A 20,841-nucleotide genomic window follows, 5' to 3' on the forward strand; every position below is an offset into this window, starting at 1 on the left:
GGTCTTCCCGACCGTCTCCCCCGCCGGGGCCGGGCCGGAGGTGGCGGACGCGCGCATCGGCGACGGCCGCAACCTCGATTCGATCCTGCGCATCCCGGTGCTGATCCAGGTGGTGCTCGGCTCGGCGACGATGCCGGTGGCCAACCTGATGAAGCTCGGGCGCGGCGCCATCGTGCCCCTCGACCACCGGGTCGGCGAGCCCGTCGACGTCACGGTCAACGGCCGGGTCGTGGCCCGGGGCGAGATCGTGGTGGTGGAGGAGGACAATTCCCGCTTCGGCGTCTCCCTGACCGAGATCGTCGGTCCGGCCGATGCCGGCCAGAACGGCTGAGGACGAAACCGTGGCGAGCGTGCCGATTCCCCACCGGACGCAGGCTGTCCATCGGCACCTCAACCCCGTGGACGAGGTCGCGGCCCTGCTGCTCGCCATGGGCAAGCCCGCGGCCGGACGCCTGCTGAAGTATTTCGAACCCGAGGAGATCAAGCGCATCACGCGCTCGGCGACCCAGCTCGGCACCGTCAGCGCCCACCAGCTCGACGACATCGTCGAGATGTTCTCCCACGAATTCGCCGCCGACGGCCGCCTGGTCGGCACGACCTCGGAGGTGGAGAAGCTGCTCACCGGCCTGCTGCCCGCCGACCAGATCGCCGAGATCCTGGCCGACGTCCGGGGCGATGCCACCCGCTCGGTCTGGGAGCGCCTGGCCACGGTGCCCGAGGGCGTGATCGCGAGCTACCTCGTCAAGGAGCATCCGCAGACGGCGGCCCTGGTCCTGTCGCGCCTCAAGCCCGCGGCGGCCGCCAAGGTGATGGCCCACCTGCCCCAGCCGACCCGCAACACCGTGATGCGGCGGATGCTGAGCTTCAAGCCGGTCGGCGACAGCGTGATCGAGCTGATCGAGCGCGCCCTGCACGAGGACCTGCTCGCCAACGGCGCGCGCAATTCCGGGGCCGACACCCACGCCAAGATGGCCGACATCATCAACAAGATGGAGCGCACCCAGATCGACGAGGTGCTGACCAGCCTGTCCGAGTCGCGCCCGAAATCGGTGGAGATCCTGAAGGGGCTGCTCTTCACCTTCGACGACATCGTCAAGCTGCAGCCCCGGGCCCGCACGACGCTGTTCGACGCCGTGCCGAACGACCGCCTGGTCCTGGCCCTCAAGGGCACCGACCCGGAGTTCCGGGGCGTCATCCTGAGCGCGCTCTCCGCCCGCGTGCGCCGCATGGTCGAGCACGAGCTGAACGGCGGCGAGCCGGCGGCCCAGAAGGACGTCACCGAGGCGCGCCGCAGCATCACCGACCTCGCCCTGGAGATGGCCGGGCGCGGCGAGCTGGAGATCAATGCCGGGGGCGAGGTCGAGGCCCTCGTCCGCTAGGGACGGCGGCCTGACCCGGCGCTGCGATGTCCGACGAGGATCAGGAGAGCAAGACCGAAGTCGCCTCCGAGCGGAAGATCCGCGAGGCGGTCGAGAAGGGCGACGTCCCGTTCTCCCGCGAGGCCCCGATCTTCGCCTCGATCCTCGGCCTGCTCATCGCCCTGAGCTTCGTGGTGCGCGACGCGGTCGGGCCGCTGCTCCAGTCCCTCGCGCCCTTCCTCGACCATCCCCGGGACTTCGCCCTGGAGAACAATCAGGACGTCGCCCGGGTCCTGGAAGGAACTGCGCTGGCCGCCGCGCGCTTTCTGATTCCGGTCGTGCTGATCCTCGGCCTCTGCGGCCTCGTCTCCGCCCTCGTCCAGAACGTGCCGAGCCTCGTGGGCGAACGCATCCGCCCGCAATGGTCGCGCGTCTCGCCGATGGCGGGCTGGGGACGAATCTTCGGAAAAGCGGGTCAGGTCGAGTTCCTGAAATCGGTCCTTAAATTTTTAAGCATCAGTCTCGTCTGCCTGCTGCTCCTGCGCTCGGAGGGCAGCAAAGCCGTGAGTGCCATGTTCGCCGACCCGAGCCAGATCCCGGATCTCATCCTCACCGTCTCGATCCGGCTCATCTCGGTCGTCTGCATCGCCACCATCGTCATCGTGGCGGCCGACCTCGTCTGGTCGCGCCTGCGCTGGCAGCGCTCCCTGCGGATGTCGAAGCAGGACATCAAGGACGAGCACAAGCAGACCGAGGGCGATCCGCTGGTGAAGGGCCGCCTGCGCTCCCTGGCGCAGGACCGCTCCCGCAAGCGCATGCTGGCCAACGTGAAGCAGGCCACCGTGGTCATCGCCAATCCGACCCACTACGCCATCGCGCTCCGGTATGCGCGGGACGAGCAGCCCGCCCCCCTGGTTCTCGCCAAGGGGAAGGATCTGGTGGCGCTGCGGATCCGAGAAATCGCGGAGGCCAACGGCATCGCGGTCGTGGAAGACAAGCCTCTGGCAAGGTCCCTGTACGACAGTGTCGAGGTGGACCAGATGATTCCCGCGGAGTTCTACAGCGCAGTGGCTCAGATCCTGTTCTTCCTGTTCTCGAAGGCCCGCTGATGTCCGAGGCGTTTTCCTCCCCGTCCGATGCCGTCCCGACGAACGTTCCGGACGTGCTCGCCGACGCCGAGCGCGTCTTCGCCAACGCGATCCGGGACTTCATCGCCGAACTCTGCCTCCTCGACGGCGGAATCCTGATCGGCTGGGTCCAGGCGGCCCGCCACGGCAACATCGCCGACCTCGTCGCCTCCTCCGCCGAGCCCTACTTCAAGGAGGCGACCATCGCGTATGCGGACGGGGCCGACGTGCGCTTCGACTGGGGCCGCTCGCTCACCGTGGTGCTCGACATGGAATTCGTCACCGAGCCCGTGACGGTGTTCTTCAAGCTCATCCTCGACGGCGTCTATGTGGGCGTCGCGATCCAGCGCATCCTGGCCGACCAGGGACCGGATTTCTGCCTGAACGGCTTCGAGAGCGCGCTGGCCGACGCCCGCCTGAGCCGCGCCGCCGCCTGAGCGGGGCCCCGCTTGAGCGACGCGACGGTTTGCGGCCGCACGAAATGCGTGATCACATCCGCGTGTGTTGCGAACGTCATTGACGACACCGGCGATGCCCGACATTGCTAAATGATGGGCGACTCGGGCGGCCGCGTCCGAATGGCCGCGAAGGCTATGGCCCGGCACGACCGGAGTTTGTCCTGTTTCCCGTCCGTAACTCAACAAAGATCCCGACTGTCGCAAGCTCATCCGGAGATTGATGATGTATGTCCTGGTCGACGCGCGGCCGTCGGTGAATTCAGGCTACAAGGCGAGTTTCGACCGCGAGGGCATCTCCTCCCTCGGCCTCGACCCGCAGGAATTCACCCACTGGTTCCAGTCCTCCTCCCGGGTCGACCGCGAAGCGATCCAGGGATTCCTCCTCGGCGACTTCGAGGGCCGGGCGAAGTGCGCGACCCTGATCCGCAAGATGTCGCGCGCGCCGATCATCGCGCTCAGCGACGTGCGCTCCCTCGACCAGACCCTGCAGCTCTTCGAGGCCGGCATCGACGACGTGCTGCCCAAGCCCGTCCACATCCGTGAGATCCTGGCCCGCTCGGAGGCGATCTGGCGCCGGGTGAACGCCCAGGCGAGTCCGGCCCGCGAGGCGGCGCCCGAGCCCGAGCGCCTGAAGGTGCATTTCGACGGGCGCGATCCCGAGATCGACGGCGAGGTGCTGCCGCTGCCGCGTCGCGAGCGCCACATCCTCGAATGCCTGGTGCGCAACCGGGGCCGGCGGATGACGAAGTCGCAGATCTACAACATCGTCTACGGCGTCTACAGCAACGGCGTGGAGGAAAGCGTGATCGAGGGCCACGTCAGCAAGCTGCGCAAGAAGCTCAGCCAGCGTCTCGGCTACGATCCGATCGAGGCCAAGCGCTTCATGGGCTACACCTTCGTCGGCTGAGCCCGGCGGGCGGCGGCCCCCGCGAGGGAATTGCCGCTCTGGCTCGCGGGACTGTCACGAGCCGTTCCGGAGCGGCCCGGGTCACGCGCCGGGCGCCACCCGTGGCCGAACTTGCATCGACGCGACGGGCTCGCCGGGGCCGGGCGAGACCGCCCCACGAGCCGGGTGTCGACGGCGTCGGACAGCGGACCAGGGTCGACGCCGTCCGTCGGCCGTTCGGCCGCTCAGAAGGAACCGGTCGTCTCGACTTCGCCGGCGACGTTCGCGGTCTTGGGATTCGCGGCCTTGGGAGCGGTGACGGGCTTCGCCAGGGCGACGGGCTGGGGGGTGACGGTCAGCTCGCTGAGGCTGCGGACCTGCTGGGTCTCGCGGGCCTGCTCGCGGAACAGCGGCGGCGTCAGGTAGAGGGCCTCGCCCGCCACGGCAGCGCCGGTGGCGAAGGTCGCGCAAGCGAGGACGGTCAGGGCAATGAGACGGTTCGCGCGCATCTGAAATCTCCGGTTTGGCGAGCGACAGGCCCGCCGTTGAGGAGATAGAACCACATTTTTGTGCGCTGCGGCTTGCTGATTTTGCAACGCACCATAGTGCGCCATCCGGTGATTCCATTCACTATAACGCATGCTCCTAAGGAGGGCGTGAAGGGTTCATGGTCTTTAGCCATGTCTTGAATGCATGGGCACGAAATCGTCGGATTCGGTCTCCAAATTTAATTTTGCAGCGTCTCAAGTGTACTTTGAGATAGGCGGGTGCGCTCCGGCACATCTGCTGTCTTTCAACAGCATTGACCGCCAGTCCCGCCGGCGCTCGACCGTCCCGAGACCAGCCAAAACCCGCAGCCGGATGCGCGGAACGTGTCGCCCTCCGTTCGGGCCAAGGTCTCGCCAGCCAAGATCTCGCAGGCCAGTTTCTCGCGGGCCAAGTTCTCGCGGACCGAGAACCCGATCCGGGCACGGGGCCGGTCCCTCGTCTAGGCGGGACCGGCCGGGCGCGTGACGAGCGCATCCGGACGCTTCACCTCGATCTCGACGAAGGCGATGGGGTGCGCGGAGCCGTTCATCACGTCGTGGCGGATGCCGGCCGGGCGGCCATAGGCCTGTCCGGCCTCCAGGGCCGTGTCCGTGACCCGGTCGCCGTCGTGGACCCTGAGGGTGCCGGCCGCCAGCATCACCACGAAGTAGGGCCATCCGTGCTCATGCCAGCCGGTGACCGCGCCGGGCGCGAAATCCCATCGGGTGATCCGCACGGTCGCGTCGTCCTGCTGCACGGTGGCGACCGCCGGGATGGTACAGGCGAAGGCCATCGGCGTTCCCTTCCGAAGGGGATGTGAGCTCCGAGAGGAATTCGAACTCGAAGCCGGATGGGGGCGAGGTCATCGGTGCCGGCCGGCCCCGGGGGGCGTGCCGGGACAACGCTTCGATGCGTCCCCGACCCCGAGGCCGCCCTACTGGCAGAAGCTGCGCGCGCCCGGCGTCCAGGCGCCGAAGCCGGTGGCGACCATGTTGGTGATGACCCGGCAGACATACTGCTTCTGGGCCGGATTGTTGTTCGGCCCCGCGTGGTAGCGCGCCACCGCCAGGGTCCAGCTGCCCTCGCGCGCCTTCAGCTGTTTCAGGAACAGGGTCGCGTACTCGACGTTCTGGCGCGGGTCGATCATCGCCTCCAGGCTGGTGAACTTCTCGCGGTGATAGTGGTGGTTGATCTGCATGCAGCCGAGATCGACGAGCTTGATCCCGCTGGCCCGCGCCTGGGCGAGCTGGCTCATCACGTCGGCCGCGCTGGTGCCGAAATAGGCCCGGCCCTGGATGTTCATGGCATAGGGCTGCAGCGAGCCGCGCTTGCCGCTCTCGGTGAGCCCGACCGCGTAGAGCACGCCCAGCGGCACGCCGTGCTTGGCCGAGGCGCCCGCCATCTCGCGCTCGCAGATGTTGGCCGAGGCGGGCAGCGAAGCGGCCTTGCCCGCGGCCGGGGGCACGCTGTTGGCGAGGGCGGGGTTCAGCAACGCCCCGCCGAGGTTCAGGAAGACGCCGGCGAGGCTCGGCAGCGCCCCGCCGAGGCCGGGCAGGATGCCGCCGCGGCTAGAGGTAGACGCCGCTGCGCTCAGGGCTGCTCGAAACGCTCTCATGCATCCGCTCGTGGCTGTCGGGGGCGGTCGGATCACCCTCCGGGGAGGACCGGCGCCCGGCCTGGTCCGGGCTCGGGCGGCCCTGGTTCGCACCGGCTTCGCCCTGGCCCGGGAAGGCTTGTGCGCCCTGTCCCTGTTGCGAGCCTGGATTCCCCTGGGCCCCGCGCCCGTCCGCCGTGCTCGACCCGACCGTGACGGTGACGCTCTCGGGGCGGTAGCCGCCCTGGCGCAGGAGATCGTTGAGGACCTCGCCGCCCTCGCGGAGCAGGCGCGCCGAATCCTCGCGGCTGGCATGCAGGCTCATCTCGAGCTGCCCGTCGCGCAGGCGCATCCGCACCAGCACGGTGCCGAGATCGGCCGGATGGAGCTGCAGGGTGAGGAGCTTCAGGGGGCCCTCCCCCGCCGGGGCGCCGGGCAGGCCGCCGGCCGCGGCCGGGCCGCGCGACAGTTCCGCCAGGACGGCCTCGGCGACCTGCTGGGCCGGCGCGGAGGCGGGACCCGGCAGGGCTCCGGCGGCCGGCGATACGGCGGCCACGCCCGGCTCGGCGAGGCCCGGCAGGGCCGGCTCGGAGCCGGCACCGGCCGCGCGGGCGCTCCCGAGGGAGGCCGGGACCGGCTCGGCCCGGAGCATCGGGGTCGGCGCCGTGGCCTGCCCCTCGGCGGCCTCCGTGCGCGCGATCCGCGGCGCGGGCGCGCGCCCGGGGGCCACGACCTCGCCCGGGGTCGAACCCGGCGGATGCTGCGGGCCGGACACGGCGGCGGCGAGGGCGGCCGGCGCCGCCGGGAGCGCGGCGGCGGGCGCGGCCGGGGCTTGCTGCGCGGGACCGGAGGCCGGCGATCCGGGGAGGGCCGGCCCCGCCGGCGTGGTCCACGGGGCCGCCTCGGACGCCCCCTGCAGCGCGGCGGCGGCGGCGCTGGCCGACGCGGCCGCCGCGACCGGGCCGGCCGGTGCGGGCGTTCCGCCGGAGGCCTGGAGCGCGGCGGCACCAGGCAGCAGCGGAGCGGCACCCGGCAAGAGCGGAGCGGCACCCGGCAGGAGCGCGGCACCGGTCGTCGGTCCGGCCGGGGCTCCGGGCTGGGCCGCCTGCGATCCGCCGAGGAGGCTCGGCAGCACCGGCGCGAAATGGGTCTCGCGCTGGAGCACGGCGACGCGGGTCCGGGCCTCGCTGCCCGCGGGCTGCGGCACGAGGCCGGCGACGACCGGCGCCATCCCGGCCATCAGCTCCGGCACGCGGGCCGTCTCCGGTCCTCCGGCCGGGACCCCGGGGGCGCCGGCGCCCGCCTGCCCCGGGCGCGCGGCCGCACCGGCCGGCAGGGCGCGGGCGACCAGGGTCTCGAGGGAGACCGGCGGGGCCTTCGGGGCCGGCGCCCCGGCGGGCGCGGCCATCGGCGCCACGAGGGCCAGGAGCGCCAGGGGGTTCGCCTCCTCGCCGGCCGCCGGCGTTCCGGCGCCCTCCCCGGCCTCGTCCTCGCGGCGGTCCGCCGGCCGGTCGGCCCCGGCGGGGGCCGCCTCCTCCGGCTGGCGTCCGCCGGACAGCGCGCCGAGCACGGCGCCGAAGCCGTCGCGGCCCGTCTCCGGCGCCTCGGCGCCCGCGCCGCGGGGGCCGGGCGCATCCCCGAGGGCGCGGGGCCCGGGACTGGTGGCACCGAGAGGGTTCAACGCTCGCTCCTCCGCATGATCTCGTCGATGCGCCCGATGGCGTCCTGCGCCCGGGCGATGGATGGCGCGACCGGCAGCACGCGGGGCCCCGTCGGCGCCGCCTGGACCGGGACCGGCGCGGGCAGGCCGCCCCGGATCTCCCGGGCCGTCGACAGGGCGGCGTCGAGGAGGTCGCGGTCGGCGGGCTCCAGCACGGTGCGGTCGGTCATCCGCAGGGTCTCGACCGATTCCTCGAAGCGCCCGTCCACCACCACCAGGGCCGCGGCCCGGTAGAGGCGGGCGCGCACCGCCTCCACGGAGCCGGGCTCCGCCAGGGTGACGCCGCGCTCGGCCGAGAACACCGCCGTGGCGGTCTTGCCCTGGTCCAGGGCGGCGCGGGCGACGAGGAGGTAGAGCTCGCGCCGGCCCTCGACCTCGATCTCGTCGAGCATGGCCTGGAGCCGCACGAAGCGGGACTCGTCGCCGGCGAAGTCGAGGCGGGTGAGCGCGGCGGCGAAGCGCTGGCGGAAATTGCCGGCATAGACCGAGTGGCGGAAGCGGCGCAGGTACTGCACCGCCAGGGTCTCGAACCGGGCCAGATCGTTGGCCTGGGCCAGCACGAAGATCTCGCGGCGCAGCGCCCCCTCCTCCACCAGGGTGCCGGGGGCGAGCAGGCGCGCGAGGTCGAGGAGCCGGATCGACTGGGTCGGGTCGTCGCGCACCACCAGGGCGGATTGCGCCAGGGCGAGCTGGGCGCCGAGGCTGACGGGCACCGCCAGCGGATCGATCTTCACGAGGAGCGCGCGGGCCTCCTTCTCGCGCCCCTCGAGATAGGCCAGCGAACCGAACACCACCGGGCGCTCGGCCTCCGGCACCGTGCCCGCGGCGAGGAGGCCGCGCAGCAGCGCCGGGCCGCCGCCGCCCAGGGCGAAGGTCACCGCCGCGTGCACGCTGACGGGATCGGCCCAGACCTCGGGGGCGAGGCCGAGCATGCGCGACTCGGCCAGGGACAGGAAGGCGCGCTGGCCCTGATGGGCCTGGGCCGAGCCCTGGGCGATCCGGTCCTGAAGCAGCTGCAGGGTGCGCACGAGCTCGACCGGCACCGGGCGCGGGGCGACGGGCAGCGGCTCGATCGGCGCGGCCGGGGCCGCGCCCCCGCCATGGTCGCCGCCGCCGTGCGAATCCGCCGCCCGGGCCGCCGGGACGAGGCCGGACGCCGCGAGCAGGAGGCAGGCGAACCCCGCGCGGCGCAAGGCTGGCGCCCGCGTCACTCGGGCCGCGCCCGCAGCAGGATCTCGATGCGGCGGTTCTCGGCCGCCTTCGGATCGGCGGGATTGCGCGGCTGCCGGTCGGCATAGCCCTCGATGCGCTCCAGCCGGGCGTCGGGCACGCCGCCGCGCACGAGCATGTACGAGGCCATCTGCGCCCGGGCCGAGGACAGGCGCCAGTTGTCGTAGACCTCCGAGCGGAACGGGCGCGCATCGGTGTGGCCGCGCACGACGATCCGGCCGGGCCGGTCCTTGAGGATGCGGGCGACCTGCTCCAGGGCCCGCACCACCTTGGCCTGCGGCTCGGCCGAGCCGACGCTGAACATCGCGAAGTTCACCTCGTCGGTGAGGCTGATGAGGATGCCCTCGCCGGTGCGGCGGACCTCCGTGCGCGGCGCCGGAGCCCCCCCCTGCACGGGCAGGACCTTGGCGATCTCGGCCTTGATCTCGGCCATGGCCGCGGCCTCGGCGGCATCCGCCGCCTTCGCCTCGGCCGACTTCGCCTCGACAGACTTGGCCTCCGCCGACCTGGCGTCGGCGGATCTGGCCTCCGCAGCCGCCTTCGCCTCCTGCGCGGCCTTCACGTCCTGCGCGGCCTTCGCCTCCTGCGCGGCCTTGGCCTCCGCCCTCGCGTCCTTCGGCGGCTCGGCCTTGGCCAAGAGCGCCAGGACCTTGGCGTCGGATTCGCCCGGCAGGGCGGAGGCGACCTTGATCGCCGCCGGCTTCGTCCCGGGGGCGGCCGCGCGCACGTCGGGCCGGGCCTCCTGCGGCAGGGGCGTCACCGTGCCGGTGGCGCCGGCCTGCTCCGTGCGGGTCTTGGCCAGGGGCGCGACCTGCCAGTAGAGCGGATCGAAGGGATCGCGGGCGGCCTCGCCGCCCTTGATGCCGGGCTCGCCGGTCTCGCTCACCACGGCGTCGGCCGAGGCCGTCTCCGGGCCGGGCTCGAACTCGGCGGCGAGCTTGGCCAGCACCGCGTAGGGGTCCTGGAACAGGGCCGCCTCGCGGGCGCGGCTGCCCGGCGGGCCGGAGGCGCCCTTGCCGTCGGAGGGGCCGTCCGTCTTGCCGCCCTTGCCCTCGGCTTTGCTGTCGCCGGTGCCGCCGTCGGGCTTGCCCTCCTCCGGCGCCGGCTCGCCGGGCTTGTTCTGGGGGTCGCGCAGGCCCTTCCGGTCGAAGCTGGCATCGGCGAGCTTCACCGGGTTGAAGTATTCGGCGATGGCCGACTTCGTCTCCTTGGTGGTGGAGCCGATGAGCCACAGCACCAGGAACAGCGCCATCATGGCGGTCATGAAGTCGGCGAGCGCGATCTTCCAGGCGCCGCCGTGGTGACCCTCCTCGTGGTCGCCGTGGCGCTTGATGATGATGATCTCGTGGTGGCCCTCGTCCGCCATCGGGTCAGGCTCCCCGCACCGCGGCGGTCATCAGGCGGCCCCAGGCGCCGAGCTGGGTCTCGATCACGGTCTGGTCGGCCTGGACCGAGACGTCGACGGCGTCGGAGGGCTGGAAGGCGATGGCGGCCTCGAACGGGCCGAGCTTGCCCGCCACCGCGTCGAGGAGGTCGGCCGGGCCGCTCACCCGCACGGGCGCGCGGGCGTCGCCGAGGATGCGGGCGAGGCTCTGGGCGAGCTCGTCCACGGCCTGGCGGCGCAGGGCCTCGGTCAGCACCGGCACGAGCAGGTGCCCGACCCGGTCGGTCAGGCCGGCCCCGAGGGCCTGGAGCGCGTCGGCGAAGCCGGCCGCGAGGCGGTCGCCCTCCTCCCCGCACCAGGCCTGGCGCATCTCGGTGAGGTGCGCGGCGTGGTCGGCCTGCAGGCAGGCGAGCACCGTGGCGGTCTCGGCCGCCGCCTCGGCCCGGCCGAGCTCGCGCCCGCGCTCGAGGCCGCGGGCCTCGGCCGCGCGCAGCAGGGCCTCGCGGTCCTCGGGCGGCTCCACGGGCTTGCGCAGCAGGGCCGCGAGCCCCTCCGGGGGACGGGGCGGCGGGGAAGCGGGTGCGGCGGCCCGGGGGGCCGGGGCGGCGCGCACCGGCACGACGGCGTCGGAGAAGTCGGGCAGGAGGCGGGCGATCGCGGGGGCCATCACGCGGCCTCACGCAGGAGCCAGCGCTTCAGGATCTCGGCGGCCTGCGCCTCGTCGGCCTCGATCATCTGCTCAAGTCTCTTCTGCGGCGAGCGGTTCAGCTTCTCGGTGAGGTCTTCGATCATGCTGGCGACCGGGCTCTGGGCGGGGGCCGCCAGGCTCGGGACGGCGTCCGGATCGGCGTCGCGGACGCCGTTCGGGCCGGCGAGCGCCGCGTTCGCGGCGGCGCCGGGCAGCGCCTGGGCCTCGGCCGCGGCCGCCAGGGCCCGGGCCTCCTCCTGCTGGGCGGCCGGGATCTCCAGGATGGCGCGCATGGCCGGGCGCAGGCCGAACCAGATCAGCAGGCCCGCGACCAGCAGGATGGTGCCGGCGTTGATCAGGGTGGCCGACTGGCGCATCAGCACGTCGGTGAGGCTCAGGGGCGCCACCGGCTCCAGGGGCTGCCCGTCGTTGACGAAGCCGACGGCGGCGACCTTCACGTTGTCGCCGCGGTCCTTGTTGAAGCCGGCGGCCGAACCCACGAGCTGCTCGATCTCGGCGACCTGGGCGTCGATGGCGGCCTTGCTGGCATCCGGCCCCGCCAGGGCGGCGAGGCGGGCGCGGTTGACGAGGACGGCCACCGAGATCTGCTTGATGTTGTAGCCGTCGCTCACCGTCTGGATCGTCTTCGAGGAGATCTCGTAGTTGGTCAGATCCTCGCGCTTCTGCGTCTCGTTGCTGGCGGTGTCGCCGCCATCCGAGCGGGCGCGCTGGTCGGGCAGGTTCGTCTGCGTCGAGGTCGCGCGCTGGCCGGCGTTGCGGTTCTGCGAGTTCTCGGTCTCGCGCACGGCCCGGGTCGAGCGCTCGACGCGCTGGTCCGGGTTGAAGATGGTCTCGTTCTGCACGGTCTTGTCGGTGTTCAGGCGCGCCGCGACGCTGACCTCGAAGTTGCCGACGCCGAGATAGGGGGTCAGGGTCCGGCGGATGTTGTCCTGGACCTCGTGGCCGATGGTCTTCTCCAGGGTCGCCATCTTGCCGGTGGGCACGGCCGAGGCCTCGTCGCCCGAGAGCAGGAGCGAGCCGTCCGAGCCGATCACGGTGACGCGGTCGGGCTTCATGCCGGGCACCGCGGAGGCGACGAGGTGGCGGATCGACTGGGCGCCGCTGACGTCGTCGGCCGGCTCGGTGCGCACCACCACGGAGGCGGAGGGGGGCTGCTGGTCGCGGCGGAACGAGCCGCGGTCGGGCAGGACGATGTGGACGCGGGCGGCCTTGACGCCCTTCATGCCCTGGATGGTGCGGGCGATCTCGCCCTCCAGGGCGCGCACGCGGGTCACCTCCTGCATGAACGAGGTCATGCCCAGCGAGCCGAGGTCGTTGAACAGCTCGTAGCCGGACTTGGCGCTCTGGGGCAGGCCTTTCTCCGCCAGCAGCATCCGGGCCTGGGCGGTGTGGCCGTAGGCCACCAGCACGGCCGCGCCGTCGGCGCTGACGTCGAACGGGATGTTGGCGTCCTTGAGCACGCTGCCGATGCGGCCGACATCCTCGCGGCTGAGGCCGGTATAGAGGGGCTCCTGCGCGGGCCGGCTGAGATAGTAGGCCCCGAGGCCGACGGCGAGGAAGACCACCACGCCGATCAGCGACAGGGCGGCGATCCGCCGGCCGCCGAGCGCGAGGATGTTGTTCCAGAGCCGTTCGGCGTGCTGAAGACCGGACATTCGGTGGGCTGCTCCGCTCCGGATCCGCGATCCGATGACGTCCCATCGCCCGCCAGCCTTGCGCGGAGATTGCGTCGCGGGTCGCCGGGCGGCCCGCTCGACGGCGGTGAGCCCGCAAAACCACCGGAGCTCAGAAGAACGACCGCACCAGCCCCCCCACCAGCATGTTCCAGCCGTCGATGAGGATGAAGAACAGCACCTTGAACGGCAGGGAGATCACGGTGGGCGGCAGCATCATCATGCCCATCGACATGACGATGGTGGAGACGATCATGTCGATCACCAGGAATGGCAGCGCGATCAGGAAGCCGATCTCGAAGCCGCGGCGCAGTTCCGAGATCATGAAGGCCGGGATCAGGATGCGCAGGTCGATCTTCTCGCCGCCCTCGGCCTTGGGGATGTTGCGGCTGGCCAGATCCGTGAAGGTCTGGAGATCCTTCGGCCGGACGTGCTGGACCATGAACTCCCGGAACGGCTCGACGAGCTTGGGGATCGCCTCCTCCTCCGAGATGCGGTTCTCGGTGAGCGGCTTCAGGCCCTCGTTCCAGGCCCGGTCGAAGGTCGGGGCCATGACGTAGAAGGTCATGAACAGCGACAGGCTGACGAGGAAGATGTTGGCCGGCGTGCTCTGCAGGCCGAGGCCCGAGCGCAGGAACGAGAACGCGATGGCGAACCGGGTGAAGCTCGTCACCATGACGAGGAGACCGGGCGCCAGCGACAGCACGGTGAGCAGCGCCACGAGCTGCAGGATGCGCCCGCTCGCCGCCCCGTTGCCGGCCGGCAGCAGCGCGTCGAGGGCCGGCAGGCCCGTGGCCGACTGGGCCAGGGCCGGGCCGGCGAGGGCGAGGCCGGCGCCGAGTCCGGCGGCGAGGGCGAGGCCCGCGGTGGCGGCTCTTGAGAGGGTCGGCACGGTCATGGGCCCCTACTGCACCACCAGCATCTCGACGATCAGCTCGCGCACCTGCCCCTTCGTGCGCAGCGCCACCCGCTCGTTGAGGTCCTCGCGCAGGTGCTGCAGGCCGCTGGGGCCCTCGAGCTGCCTCAGGGACAGGGTGCGCAGGTAGGCGACGATGTCGGAGCGGATCTCGGCGAGCGCCACGTCGGGGTTCGGCACGCTGCCGGTCTTGAACACCACCGAGGATTCGAGGCGGACCCAGTTGTCCGGGGTGTCGGCGAGGTTGGTCACCACCGAGCCGACGCTGCGCAGGGCCACGTCGCCGGTGTATTTGAGAACCTTGACCGCCTTGTCCTCCTCGTCCTTCTTCTTGACGTCCACCGCCTTCTCCACGGTGGACAGGAGGTACATGCCCAGGCCGCCGCCCGTGCCGATGGCGACGAGGCTGGTCAGGGCGAGGGCCAGGATCCAGCCCTTGCCGCCTCCCGCCTGCGCCTCCGTCTTCTCGCCGGTCTTGGCCGCCATGGCTCCGCTCCCGCCTTCCGGACCTCAGAACGGCGCCAGGGTCTCGAAGACCTGCTGGCCGAAGGTCGGGCCCTGCACGTCCGAGATCCGGCCGCGCCCGCCGTAGGAGATGCGCGCCTCGGCGATCTTGTCGTAGTCGATGGTGTTCTTGCGCGAGATGTCCCGCGGCCGGACGATGCCCGCCACGGTGAGCACGCGGACCTCGTTGTTGACCCGCACCTCCTGCGAGCCGCTGATGACCACGTTGCCGTTGGGCATCTGCTCGGTGACGATGGCGGCGACCTGCAGGCGCAGCACCTCGGAGCGGTCGATGTTGCCCGCCCCCTTGGTCTCGGTGGAGGAGCGGATGCCGGTATCGGCGGTGGCCGAATCCTTCAGGCCCGAGACGCCGTAGCCGAAATCGAAGCCGAGGCCCGACTTCTGGCTGCGCGAGCGGTCGCTCGAATTGCCGAACTGCGCCTTGTCGTCGATGAGGATCGAGACCGTGATCACGTCGCCGACGTTGCGGGCGCGCGGGTCCTGGAACATCTCGGCGCTGCCCGGCGCCCAGGTCGAGTGATAGGAGCGGCGCCCGAGGGAGCCGTAGCTGGTGGGCAGGGCCTCGCGCGGCGGCTGCAGGCCGGTGCCGATCGGCGTCAGCAGCGGCGCCTGGCCGATCCGGTCCATCGGCGTGTTGCAGGCCCCGAGGGCGGGGGCCGCCAGCGCCAGGATCAGGCCGGCCCGGAACGTGTTGGACAGCATCAGGATTTCTCGCTCGTGCGGGACTTCTTGGCCGGATCGGATTTGCCTCCGCCGGTCTTGCCCATCTCGGTCATCATGCGGGCCAGCTGCGCGGCGCGGGCGGCCTCCATCTCGCTCAGGATTCCGCTCGCCGTGCGGGCGTTGAGCTTGGTCAGGATCGCGGCGGCGCCCTCGTCGGGCATGTTGGCGAGCTGGAGCGCGGCGGCATCCGCCCGCATCTTCGTGTAGATCGCGACCACGCCCTCGTCGGCCTTGGCCAGGAAGGCGTCGCGGCGGGCGAGCCAGGTCTCGTACTCGGCGCGCTTGGCCTCCAGGGCGGCGATCCGCTCCTCGACCTGCTTCTCCAGCGCCGCCAGCTGCTCCTTCTGCCAGGCGAAGCGCGCATCGGCGGCGGCGTCCGCGATGCCGGCGCAATAGGCCGGCGGCTTCGGCGCAGGCCTGGGGGAATCCGGCTTGGGGGATTCCGGCTCGGGCGCCCGGACCTCGGCGACCTGCGTCGGCTCGCCGGGCTTCGATTCGCCGGCCTTGGTTTCGGCGGCCTTGGGTTCGGCAGCCTTGGCGTCGATCGCCCCCGTGGTCTCGATCGGCTGGGACACGACCGTGACGGGCTCCGCCGCGACGGGTTTGGCGGCGACGGCGAGGCGGGGAGCGGCCGGCTTCGGCGCGGCCTTCGGGAGCGGGCCCGGGTTCAGCCCCGAGATCGCCGGCCGGCCGCCCTCGAGGGCGCGGGCGGGGCCGAGGCCGACCGAGGCGAGGGCCAAGGCGCCGGCGAACAGCAGCACCCGCAGGGCCATCAGGGCGAGCCAGCGCCCGGGCCGCACCGGCGGGCGGCTCTGGACCACCAGGCGGGCCGGCTCGGCCGGCAGGGGAAGGCGATTCGCCGCGCTCATTGCACCACCAGCTCCGCCTGCAGCGCCCCGGAGGTCTTCACCGCCTGGAGGATCGAGATGATGTCGCTGGGCTTGAGCCCGACATTGTTGAGGCCGCGCACCAGGGTCTGGAGATCCGAGCCGCCGATGATCGCCATCCGGCCGGACTGCTCGTTGACCGCCACCTCGGTGCGCGGCACCACCGCCGTCTGCCCGTTGGAGAACGGGGCTGGCTGCGAGACCTCCGGCGCCTCGGTGACCCGCACGGTGAGGTTGCCGTGCGTCACCGCCACGGTGGAGATCTGGACGTTGCGGCCGATCACCACCGTGCCGGTGCGCTGGTCGACGACGACGCGGGCCGGGGTGTCGGGGTTGACGGTGAGGTCGCCGATCTCGGCCACGAACCGGGTCTGGGCGATGTTGCTCGGCCGCATCAGGGCGATGGCGCGCTGGTCGCGCGGGGCGGCGACCCGGCGGTTGAAGCGCGCCAGCGAATAGGCGTTGATGGCGTCGGCCACCATGGTGGCGGTCTTGAAGTCGGGGTTCTTCAGCTCGAACACGAGCTCCGGCAGGTCGCGGAAGGTGCCCGGCACCTCGCGCTCGATCAGGGCGCCGTTGGGGATGCGCCCGGCCGTCGGCACGCCCTGCGTCACCGTCTCGGCCTGGCCGCCGACGCTGAAGCCCGAGACCGCCAGCGGTCCCTGCGCGGCGGCGTAGGTCAGGCTGTCGCCGCCCATCAGGGGCGTCATCAGCAGGGTGCCGCCCTTGAGCGAGGTGGCGTCGCCCAGCGAGGTCACGGTGACGTCGATGCGCGAGCCGGTGCCGGTATAGGGCGGCAGGTCGGCCGTCACCATCACGGCGGCGACGTTGCGGGTGCGCAGGCGGGCGTCGCGGACGTTGATGCCCATGCGGTCGAGCATCGATTGCAGCGACTGCTCGGTGAACTGCGCGTTGCGCAGGGTGTCGCCGGTGCCCTGCAGGCCGGTGACGAGGCCGTAGCCCACGAGCTGGTTGTCGCGCACGCCCTTGAGGGTGGCGATGTCCTTGATCCGGGTGCCGGCCAGGGCGGGGCTCGGCAGCGCCAGGATGAGCGCCGCGCAGAGAGTCGTGATCTTGCCGAGAAGGCGGCGCATCAGTGGTCCCCGGTCCGGATTCGGCCGTCGGCCATCACGGTGCCCAGCACGATGCGGTTGGTGTCGGTGTTGCGCACGCGGATGACGTCGCCGAGGCCGCCGTTCTGGAGCGGCGCGCCGACGGCGGTGATGAGCAGGCCCTGCTCCTCGAACACGATCTGGGTCGGCGTGCCGCGGCTGACGAGGCGGGGATCGTCGACGGCGTTGACCGGCACCGGCTCGCCCGGCAGCAGCATGCGCTTGGCGACCCGCCCCGAGATCGCCAGGGCGGCGTCCACCACGGCGGTGCGCGCCTTGAAGGTCTCGGGGTAGGCCTGCATCCGCAGCATCGACGGCTTGATGGTGTCGCCGGGATAGATCGTCACCGTCGGCACCGGCAGCAGCAGGTCCTCGGCCGCGGCCGGCCCGGCCAGCAGCGCCAGCAGGATGGCGGCCGGCCGGCGCAGGGAAAGGCCCGGAAGGTGAATACCCATGACGTGGTCGCGCCCTTGGAGGGAAAGCCCGGACGGGCGGCGGCGGCCCTGGCGGAGAAGCCGGTGCCGCCCGTCGCCGCCGCGCGGAGGTGGGGGAGGATCGAAGCCCGGGCGGCGGCGCCGTCCGAAGCGCCGAGCGGATGCGCTCAGCGGATGCGCTCAGCGGATTCCCTTGGAGACCGTGCCGGCCATCTCGTCGGCGGCCTGGATCACCTTCGAGTTCATCTCGAAGGCGCGCTGGGCCGTGATCATGTTGGTGATCTCCTTGACGGGATCGACGTTCGAGCTCTCCAGGTAGCCCTGCTGCAGCTTGCCGAAGCTCGGGTCGCCCGGCACGCCGGTGACGGGGGCGCCGGAAGCCGCGGTCTCGCGGTAGAGGCCGTTGCCCAGGGGCTCCAGGCCGGCATCGTTGGCGAAGTTGGCGATGGTGATCTGGCCGAGGTTCTGCGCCTGCACCTGCCCGTCCACCTTGGCGAAGACCTGGCCCGACTGGTTGATCACCACGTCGACGGCGCCGTTGGGGATGAGGATCGCCGGGTCGAGGGCGTAGCCCTCCAGGGTCACGATCTGGCCGGCGTTGTTGCGGTTGAAGGCGCCCGCGCGGGTGTAGTTGATCTCGCCGTTGGGGTTGGTGATCTGGAAGTAGCCCCGGCCGTTCACCGCCAGGTCGAGCTGGTTGGCGGTGTTGGCGAGCGGCCCCTGCCGGTGCAGGTTGCGGATGGCGGCGGTGCGCACGCCCAGGCCCAGCATGGCGCCCTCCGGCACCGGCTCCTGGCCGGCCTGGTTCGGCACGCCCTGCTGGCGCTCGGCCTGGTAGAGCAGGTCGGTGAACTCGGCCCGCGCGCCCTTGAACCCGGTGGTGTTCAGGTTGGCGATGTTGTTGGCGATGACCTCGAGATTCATCTGCTGGGCGTTCATGCCCGTGGCCGCGATGGCGAGCGCTCTCATGGTGTCCCGGTCCCGTCGAAGCGTATGGCGAGGGTCGTCACGCGATCAGGTCGTCAGATCGGCATGCGGCTGAGTTCGAGATAGGCGGCGACCACCTTGTCCCGGACGGCGATGGCGGTCTGCAGGCTCTGCTCGGCGGACATCACCGCCTCCACCACCTGCTGCGTCGAGGCCTTGCCCTGGATGCCCGAGATGGCGGCGGCCTCGCCGGTGCGCAGGGAGGTCCGCAGGCCGCCGGCGAGCTGGGCCATGACGTCGCCGAAATCGGTGCCGGGCGCCGCGGAGGTGGCCGCCGGCAGCACGGGGAAGCTGGTGCGCGCCAGGGGCGCGGCGGCCTCGGTGCGGGTGATGCCGGCGGCCCGGTCGAAGGCGGCGAGGGAGGTGAGGGCTTCGATCATCGGGAGGCTCAGGTTCTCAGAAGGTCGATGACGCTGGCGACCATGGCGCGGGCCTGCTTGATCACCTGGACGTTGGCTTCGTAGGAGCGGTTGGCCTCGCGGATGTCGGCCATCTCCACCAGCACGTTGACGTTGGGCATCTTCACGTTGCCCTCGGCGTCGGCCGCCGGGTTGCCGGGGTCGCGCTCGATGCGGAAGGGCGCGTCGTCGGTGCCGATCCGGCGCAGGGCGACCGTGGGGCCGCCGGCCGCCCGGTCCATGGCGGAGCGGAAGGTCACGGTCTTGCGGGCATAGGGGTCGGCGCCCGGGGCGTCGCCCACGGATTGCGCGTTGGCCACGTTCTCGGCGGCGATGCGCAGGCGCAGGGACTGCGCCTCCATGCCGGCGGAGGCGAGACGGGTGGAGGCGGAGAGCGGGTCGATCATCAGCTGCCCCGCACCGCCGCCTTGAGCATCCGGTCGAAGGCCTTGACGATGCCCATGTTGAGGTTGTGCTCGCGGCTGACCTCGCCGGCCTTGAGCATCTCCTGCTCCAGGCTCACCGAGCTCGAGGTCGAGAGCGCGTCCCAGGCCTCTGCCGCCGCCACCGGCTTGACCGGGATGCGGCCCTCGCCGGCGTTGACATGGGCGCTCTCCGTCATGGCCATGCCCACGGAGGCGGTGCGCGCCATCACCTCGGAGAACGGCACCACGTCCCGCGCCTTGTAGTCGGGCGTGTTGGCGTTCGCGACGTTGCTCGCGATGGTCGCCTGCCGCACCGCGAGGTAGCGCGCCTGCTGCGAGGCCAAGTCGAAGAGGTAGACGCCTGTCACTTCCGGCTCCGGGCCCGATCCTTCATGACCGGAGCTTTAGGGCGGCAATCTTGTCCCAGGCTGACGGGGGGCGGGCGGACGATCCGCCGGCGTCGGCCGCGCCGACGGATCGGGCGCGTCCGGCACGCGCGGTCCGATCGCCCGGTTCCGACCGGCCGGGACGCTCCGGGATTCGATGCCGCGGAGCCGTGTCGGGACCCGCGATACCGGCCGGCGGAGGCCTCGCGGCGCGTCGACGTCGAGGCCGGTCGTTCCGGTTCTCGTCGCAACCAATCCTTCCGCGATCGGGTTGCCCAAGGATCGGCACGCGCGACCGCGTCTGCGCAGGTTCCGGCTGATCCAAGGACATCGACATGCAGGTTTCGAAGGCGATGATGGCGGCCGCGCTGGTGCTGAGCCCGGCCCTTGCGCACGCTCAGGGCGCCCCGGTTCAACCCGCCGATCCCTCGCCTTCCGCACCCGGCAGGCCCGCCAACCTCTGCCAGGAACTGGTCGCCTTCGTGAAACAGCCCGAGGCCGCGACGAAGGCCGCGGAAACACCGCCGCAGCTCGCGACGGCCGTGACGGCCAGGAAGAGCGACGACGCGGCGGCCAAGCCCGCCGCGCCGGGCACGCCGCAGAGCACGTCCGGCCAGAGCGGGCAGATCACGGCGTCCGGTCCGGGCGCGTCCGGTCCCCAGGGCGACACCCAGAACAAGGCCGCCCCGACCGGCTCGACGGCGACGGCATCGGGCCCCGCCAGGGAAGCGTCCGCCGCGGCGCCGGCCGGACCGGCGGCGCCCAAGCCCTCCGCCGAGAACGTGCAGCAGATCGAGAGCGCAGCGGGCGCCAACGACATCCAGGGCTGCCGCGCCGCCGCTCAGACCATGCGGCGGGCGGGGGTCGTCATGCCGGGGCCGCTCCTGGCTCTCGCCGCGATGTCGCCCAAGCTCCTGGAAGGCGCGTCCCATCCCTGAGGAGGCCCTGCCATGGGGGATGTTCACGTCGGCGCGCGCGACCCCGCGCCCGCGTGACCTCCGAGGCCGACGGATCGGTTCGCCCTCTCGTAGATCGCCGGCGGCTTCGGGTAGCGCGCCCCGGCGCTCCGCAGGCGATCCCGAGGAACCTCATCGGAAGCCGGCATGCGGGCGAGCACCCGCTTCCGGTTCGCAGCCGCCGCGCGCTTGTTGCGGACCTCCGTGGCACGGACGGCGCTGGCCTATGCGCCGATCAGCTGCTCAGGCTCGTCGTCTCGTTCCAGCCGGAGACGTTCCGTCCGTGCTGACGGTCATCCGCCAGGCCTTCGTCGCGCAACACCGTCTTGCCGCGCGCGTCGGCTCTGTCGGCGCGTGGTTCGTCCGTGAGCCGAACCGGCCGCTCGGGGCCCGCTGCAGCTGTCGAGCGGCGAACAGGACCTCGA

Annotated in this window: 24 protein-coding genes; 6 read left to right on the forward strand and 18 right to left on the reverse strand. The window is 72.1% G+C overall.

Annotated features, from left to right (window positions below; genetic code table 11):
- Positions 1-40 precede the first annotated feature (40 nt).
- The 5 genes from fliN (at position 41) to AC3WLN_RS17690 (ending at position 3,850) form a co-directional block, all read left to right on the forward strand.
- Complete coding sequence (fliN, locus tag AC3WLN_RS17670) at positions 41-331, forward strand: flagellar motor switch protein FliN (protein WP_492483469.1); 291 nt, start codon at positions 41-43, stop codon at positions 329-331.
- Positions 332-341: 10 nt separating this feature from the next.
- Complete coding sequence (locus tag AC3WLN_RS17675; protein WP_492483415.1) at positions 342-1,379, forward strand: flagellar motor switch protein FliG; 1,038 nt, start codon at positions 342-344, stop codon at positions 1,377-1,379.
- A gap of 26 nt (positions 1,380-1,405) precedes the next feature.
- On the forward strand, positions 1,406-2,467 hold the full coding sequence (gene flhB / locus AC3WLN_RS17680; protein ID WP_492483417.1) for a flagellar biosynthesis protein FlhB: 1,062 nt from the start codon (positions 1,406-1,408) through the stop codon (positions 2,465-2,467).
- Complete coding sequence (locus AC3WLN_RS17685; protein WP_492483419.1) at positions 2,467-2,922, forward strand: BspJ family T4SS effector nucleomodulin; 456 nt, start codon at positions 2,467-2,469, stop codon at positions 2,920-2,922. Before flhB ends, AC3WLN_RS17685 begins: the two co-directional genes overlap by 1 nt.
- A 244-nt stretch (positions 2,923-3,166) precedes the next feature.
- Positions 3,167-3,850 (forward strand): response regulator transcription factor, encoded by a 684-nt coding sequence (locus AC3WLN_RS17690; protein ID WP_492483471.1) that lies wholly within the window; start codon positions 3,167-3,169, stop codon positions 3,848-3,850.
- A gap of 224 nt (positions 3,851-4,074) precedes the next feature.
- On the opposite strand, the gene AC3WLN_RS17695 is transcribed toward AC3WLN_RS17690, so the two are convergent.
- The 18 genes from AC3WLN_RS17695 to flgB form a co-directional block, all read right to left on the reverse strand.
- The gene (locus AC3WLN_RS17695; RefSeq protein WP_492483421.1) at positions 4,075-4,338 is read right to left on the reverse strand and encodes a hypothetical protein; all 264 of its coding nucleotides are present in this window, start codon (positions 4,336-4,338) and stop codon (positions 4,075-4,077) included.
- 479 nt (positions 4,339-4,817) lie between these two features.
- Complete coding sequence (locus AC3WLN_RS17700; protein WP_492483423.1) at positions 4,818-5,150, reverse strand: cupin domain-containing protein; 333 nt, start codon at positions 5,148-5,150, stop codon at positions 4,818-4,820.
- A 141-nt stretch (positions 5,151-5,291) separates the two neighbouring features.
- A complete protein-coding gene (locus AC3WLN_RS17705) occupies positions 5,292-5,972 on the reverse strand; it encodes a transglycosylase SLT domain-containing protein (RefSeq protein WP_492483425.1) in 681 nt (226 codons plus the stop codon).
- Positions 5,926-7,632 carry a flagellar hook-length control protein FliK gene (locus AC3WLN_RS17710; protein ID WP_492483427.1) on the reverse strand — a complete coding sequence of 569 codons (1,707 nt, stop codon included), beginning with the start codon at positions 7,630-7,632 and terminating at the stop codon, positions 5,926-5,928. The genes AC3WLN_RS17705 and AC3WLN_RS17710 overlap by 47 nt, the downstream gene beginning before the upstream one ends.
- Positions 7,629-8,864 carry a chemotaxis protein MotC gene (locus tag AC3WLN_RS17715; protein WP_492483429.1) on the reverse strand — a complete coding sequence of 412 codons (1,236 nt, stop codon included), beginning with the start codon at positions 8,862-8,864 and terminating at the stop codon, positions 7,629-7,631. Before AC3WLN_RS17715 ends, AC3WLN_RS17710 begins: the two co-directional genes overlap by 4 nt.
- A 14-nt stretch (positions 8,865-8,878) precedes the next feature.
- The gene (locus AC3WLN_RS17720; protein ID WP_492483431.1) at positions 8,879-10,267 is read right to left on the reverse strand and encodes a MotB family protein; all 1,389 of its coding nucleotides are present in this window, start codon (positions 10,265-10,267) and stop codon (positions 8,879-8,881) included.
- Positions 10,268-10,271: 4 nt separating this feature from the next.
- The gene (locus AC3WLN_RS17725; RefSeq protein WP_492483433.1) at positions 10,272-10,952 is read right to left on the reverse strand and encodes a hypothetical protein; all 681 of its coding nucleotides are present in this window, start codon (positions 10,950-10,952) and stop codon (positions 10,272-10,274) included.
- Positions 10,952-12,649 (reverse strand): flagellar basal-body MS-ring/collar protein FliF, encoded by a 1,698-nt coding sequence (gene fliF / locus AC3WLN_RS17730; RefSeq protein ID WP_492483435.1) that lies wholly within the window; start codon positions 12,647-12,649, stop codon positions 10,952-10,954. Before fliF ends, AC3WLN_RS17725 begins: the two co-directional genes overlap by 1 nt.
- A 130-nt stretch (positions 12,650-12,779) precedes the next feature.
- Positions 12,780-13,565 carry a flagellar type III secretion system pore protein FliP gene (fliP, locus tag AC3WLN_RS17735; RefSeq protein ID WP_492483437.1) on the reverse strand — a complete coding sequence of 262 codons (786 nt, stop codon included), beginning with the start codon at positions 13,563-13,565 and terminating at the stop codon, positions 12,780-12,782.
- A 6-nt stretch (positions 13,566-13,571) separates the two neighbouring features.
- A complete protein-coding gene (locus tag AC3WLN_RS17740) occupies positions 13,572-14,069 on the reverse strand; it encodes a flagellar basal body-associated FliL family protein (RefSeq protein ID WP_492483439.1) in 498 nt (165 codons plus the stop codon).
- A 24-nt stretch (positions 14,070-14,093) separates the two neighbouring features.
- Positions 14,094-14,810 carry a flagellar basal body L-ring protein FlgH gene (gene flgH, locus AC3WLN_RS17745; RefSeq protein WP_492483440.1) on the reverse strand — a complete coding sequence of 239 codons (717 nt, stop codon included), beginning with the start codon at positions 14,808-14,810 and terminating at the stop codon, positions 14,094-14,096.
- Positions 14,810-15,376 (reverse strand): MotE family protein, encoded by a 567-nt coding sequence (locus AC3WLN_RS17750; protein WP_492483473.1) that lies wholly within the window; start codon positions 15,374-15,376, stop codon positions 14,810-14,812. Before AC3WLN_RS17750 ends, flgH begins: the two co-directional genes overlap by 1 nt.
- A 320-nt stretch (positions 15,377-15,696) precedes the next feature.
- The gene (flgI, locus tag AC3WLN_RS17755) at positions 15,697-16,812 is read right to left on the reverse strand and encodes a flagellar basal body P-ring protein FlgI (RefSeq protein ID WP_492483442.1); all 1,116 of its coding nucleotides are present in this window, start codon (positions 16,810-16,812) and stop codon (positions 15,697-15,699) included.
- On the reverse strand, positions 16,812-17,285 hold the full coding sequence (gene flgA, locus AC3WLN_RS17760; RefSeq protein ID WP_492483444.1) for a flagellar basal body P-ring formation chaperone FlgA: 474 nt from the start codon (positions 17,283-17,285) through the stop codon (positions 16,812-16,814). Before flgA ends, flgI begins: the two co-directional genes overlap by 1 nt.
- 159 nt (positions 17,286-17,444) lie before the next feature.
- Positions 17,445-18,233, reverse strand: coding sequence for a flagellar basal-body rod protein FlgG (gene flgG / locus AC3WLN_RS17765; protein ID WP_463773609.1), 789 nt, complete (start codon positions 18,231-18,233; stop codon positions 17,445-17,447).
- A gap of 53 nt (positions 18,234-18,286) precedes the next feature.
- The gene (gene fliE / locus AC3WLN_RS17770) at positions 18,287-18,631 is read right to left on the reverse strand and encodes a flagellar hook-basal body complex protein FliE (protein WP_492483446.1); all 345 of its coding nucleotides are present in this window, start codon (positions 18,629-18,631) and stop codon (positions 18,287-18,289) included.
- 8 nt (positions 18,632-18,639) lie between these two features.
- Positions 18,640-19,056, reverse strand: a complete 417-nt coding sequence (gene flgC, locus AC3WLN_RS17775) for a flagellar basal body rod protein FlgC (RefSeq protein ID WP_463773604.1) — start codon at positions 19,054-19,056, stop codon at positions 18,640-18,642.
- On the reverse strand, positions 19,056-19,442 hold the full coding sequence (gene flgB, locus AC3WLN_RS17780; protein WP_492483448.1) for a flagellar basal body rod protein FlgB: 387 nt from the start codon (positions 19,440-19,442) through the stop codon (positions 19,056-19,058). The genes flgC and flgB overlap by 1 nt, the downstream gene beginning before the upstream one ends.
- A gap of 353 nt (positions 19,443-19,795) precedes the next feature.
- Here flgB and AC3WLN_RS17785 point away from each other — a divergent pair, with 353 nt between their 5' ends.
- Positions 19,796-20,398: a hypothetical protein gene (locus AC3WLN_RS17785; RefSeq protein ID WP_492483450.1), complete on the forward strand. Its 603-nt coding sequence runs from the start codon at positions 19,796-19,798 to the stop codon at positions 20,396-20,398.
- Positions 20,399-20,841 lie beyond the last annotated feature (443 nt).

It is taken from the genome of Methylobacterium sp. FW306-05-D (assembly GCF_058782155.1).

Bases quoted from the DNA above. Each gene is read 5' to 3' on its own strand.
- flgC (WP_463773604.1), bottom strand. From the start codon at position 19,056: ATGATCGACCCGCTCTCCGCCTCCACCCGTCTCGCCTCCGCCGGCATG.
- flgA (WP_492483444.1), bottom strand. From the start codon at position 17,285: ATGGGTATTCACCTTCCGGGCCTTTCCCTGCGCCGGCCGGCCGCCATC.
- AC3WLN_RS17700 (WP_492483423.1), bottom strand. From the start codon at position 5,150: ATGGCCTTCGCCTGTACCATCCCGGCGGTCGCCACCGTGCAGCAGGAC.
- AC3WLN_RS17785 (WP_492483450.1), top strand. From the start codon at position 19,796: ATGCAGGTTTCGAAGGCGATGATGGCGGCCGCGCTGGTGCTGAGCCCG.
- AC3WLN_RS17695 (WP_492483421.1), bottom strand. From the start codon at position 4,338: ATGCGCGCGAACCGTCTCATTGCCCTGACCGTCCTCGCTTGCGCGACC.
- AC3WLN_RS17725 (WP_492483433.1), bottom strand. From the start codon at position 10,952: ATGGCCCCCGCGATCGCCCGCCTCCTGCCCGACTTCTCCGACGCCGTC.
- flgI (WP_492483442.1), bottom strand. From the start codon at position 16,812: ATGCGCCGCCTTCTCGGCAAGATCACGACTCTCTGCGCGGCGCTCATC.
- AC3WLN_RS17690 (WP_492483471.1), top strand. From the start codon at position 3,167: ATGTATGTCCTGGTCGACGCGCGGCCGTCGGTGAATTCAGGCTACAAG.
- fliF (WP_492483435.1), bottom strand. From the start codon at position 12,649: ATGTCCGGTCTTCAGCACGCCGAACGGCTCTGGAACAACATCCTCGCG.
- flgH (WP_492483440.1), bottom strand. From the start codon at position 14,810: ATGCTGTCCAACACGTTCCGGGCCGGCCTGATCCTGGCGCTGGCGGCC.
- fliP (WP_492483437.1), bottom strand. From the start codon at position 13,565: ATGACCGTGCCGACCCTCTCAAGAGCCGCCACCGCGGGCCTCGCCCTC.
- flgG (WP_463773609.1), bottom strand. From the start codon at position 18,233: ATGAGAGCGCTCGCCATCGCGGCCACGGGCATGAACGCCCAGCAGATG.
- AC3WLN_RS17705 (WP_492483425.1), bottom strand. From the start codon at position 5,972: ATGAGAGCGTTTCGAGCAGCCCTGAGCGCAGCGGCGTCTACCTCTAGC.
- AC3WLN_RS17720 (WP_492483431.1), bottom strand. From the start codon at position 10,267: ATGGCGGACGAGGGCCACCACGAGATCATCATCATCAAGCGCCACGGC.
- AC3WLN_RS17740 (WP_492483439.1), bottom strand. From the start codon at position 14,069: ATGGCGGCCAAGACCGGCGAGAAGACGGAGGCGCAGGCGGGAGGCGGC.
- flhB (WP_492483417.1), top strand. From the start codon at position 1,406: ATGTCCGACGAGGATCAGGAGAGCAAGACCGAAGTCGCCTCCGAGCGG.
- fliE (WP_492483446.1), bottom strand. From the start codon at position 18,631: ATGATCGAAGCCCTCACCTCCCTCGCCGCCTTCGACCGGGCCGCCGGC.
- AC3WLN_RS17685 (WP_492483419.1), top strand. From the start codon at position 2,467: ATGTCCGAGGCGTTTTCCTCCCCGTCCGATGCCGTCCCGACGAACGTT.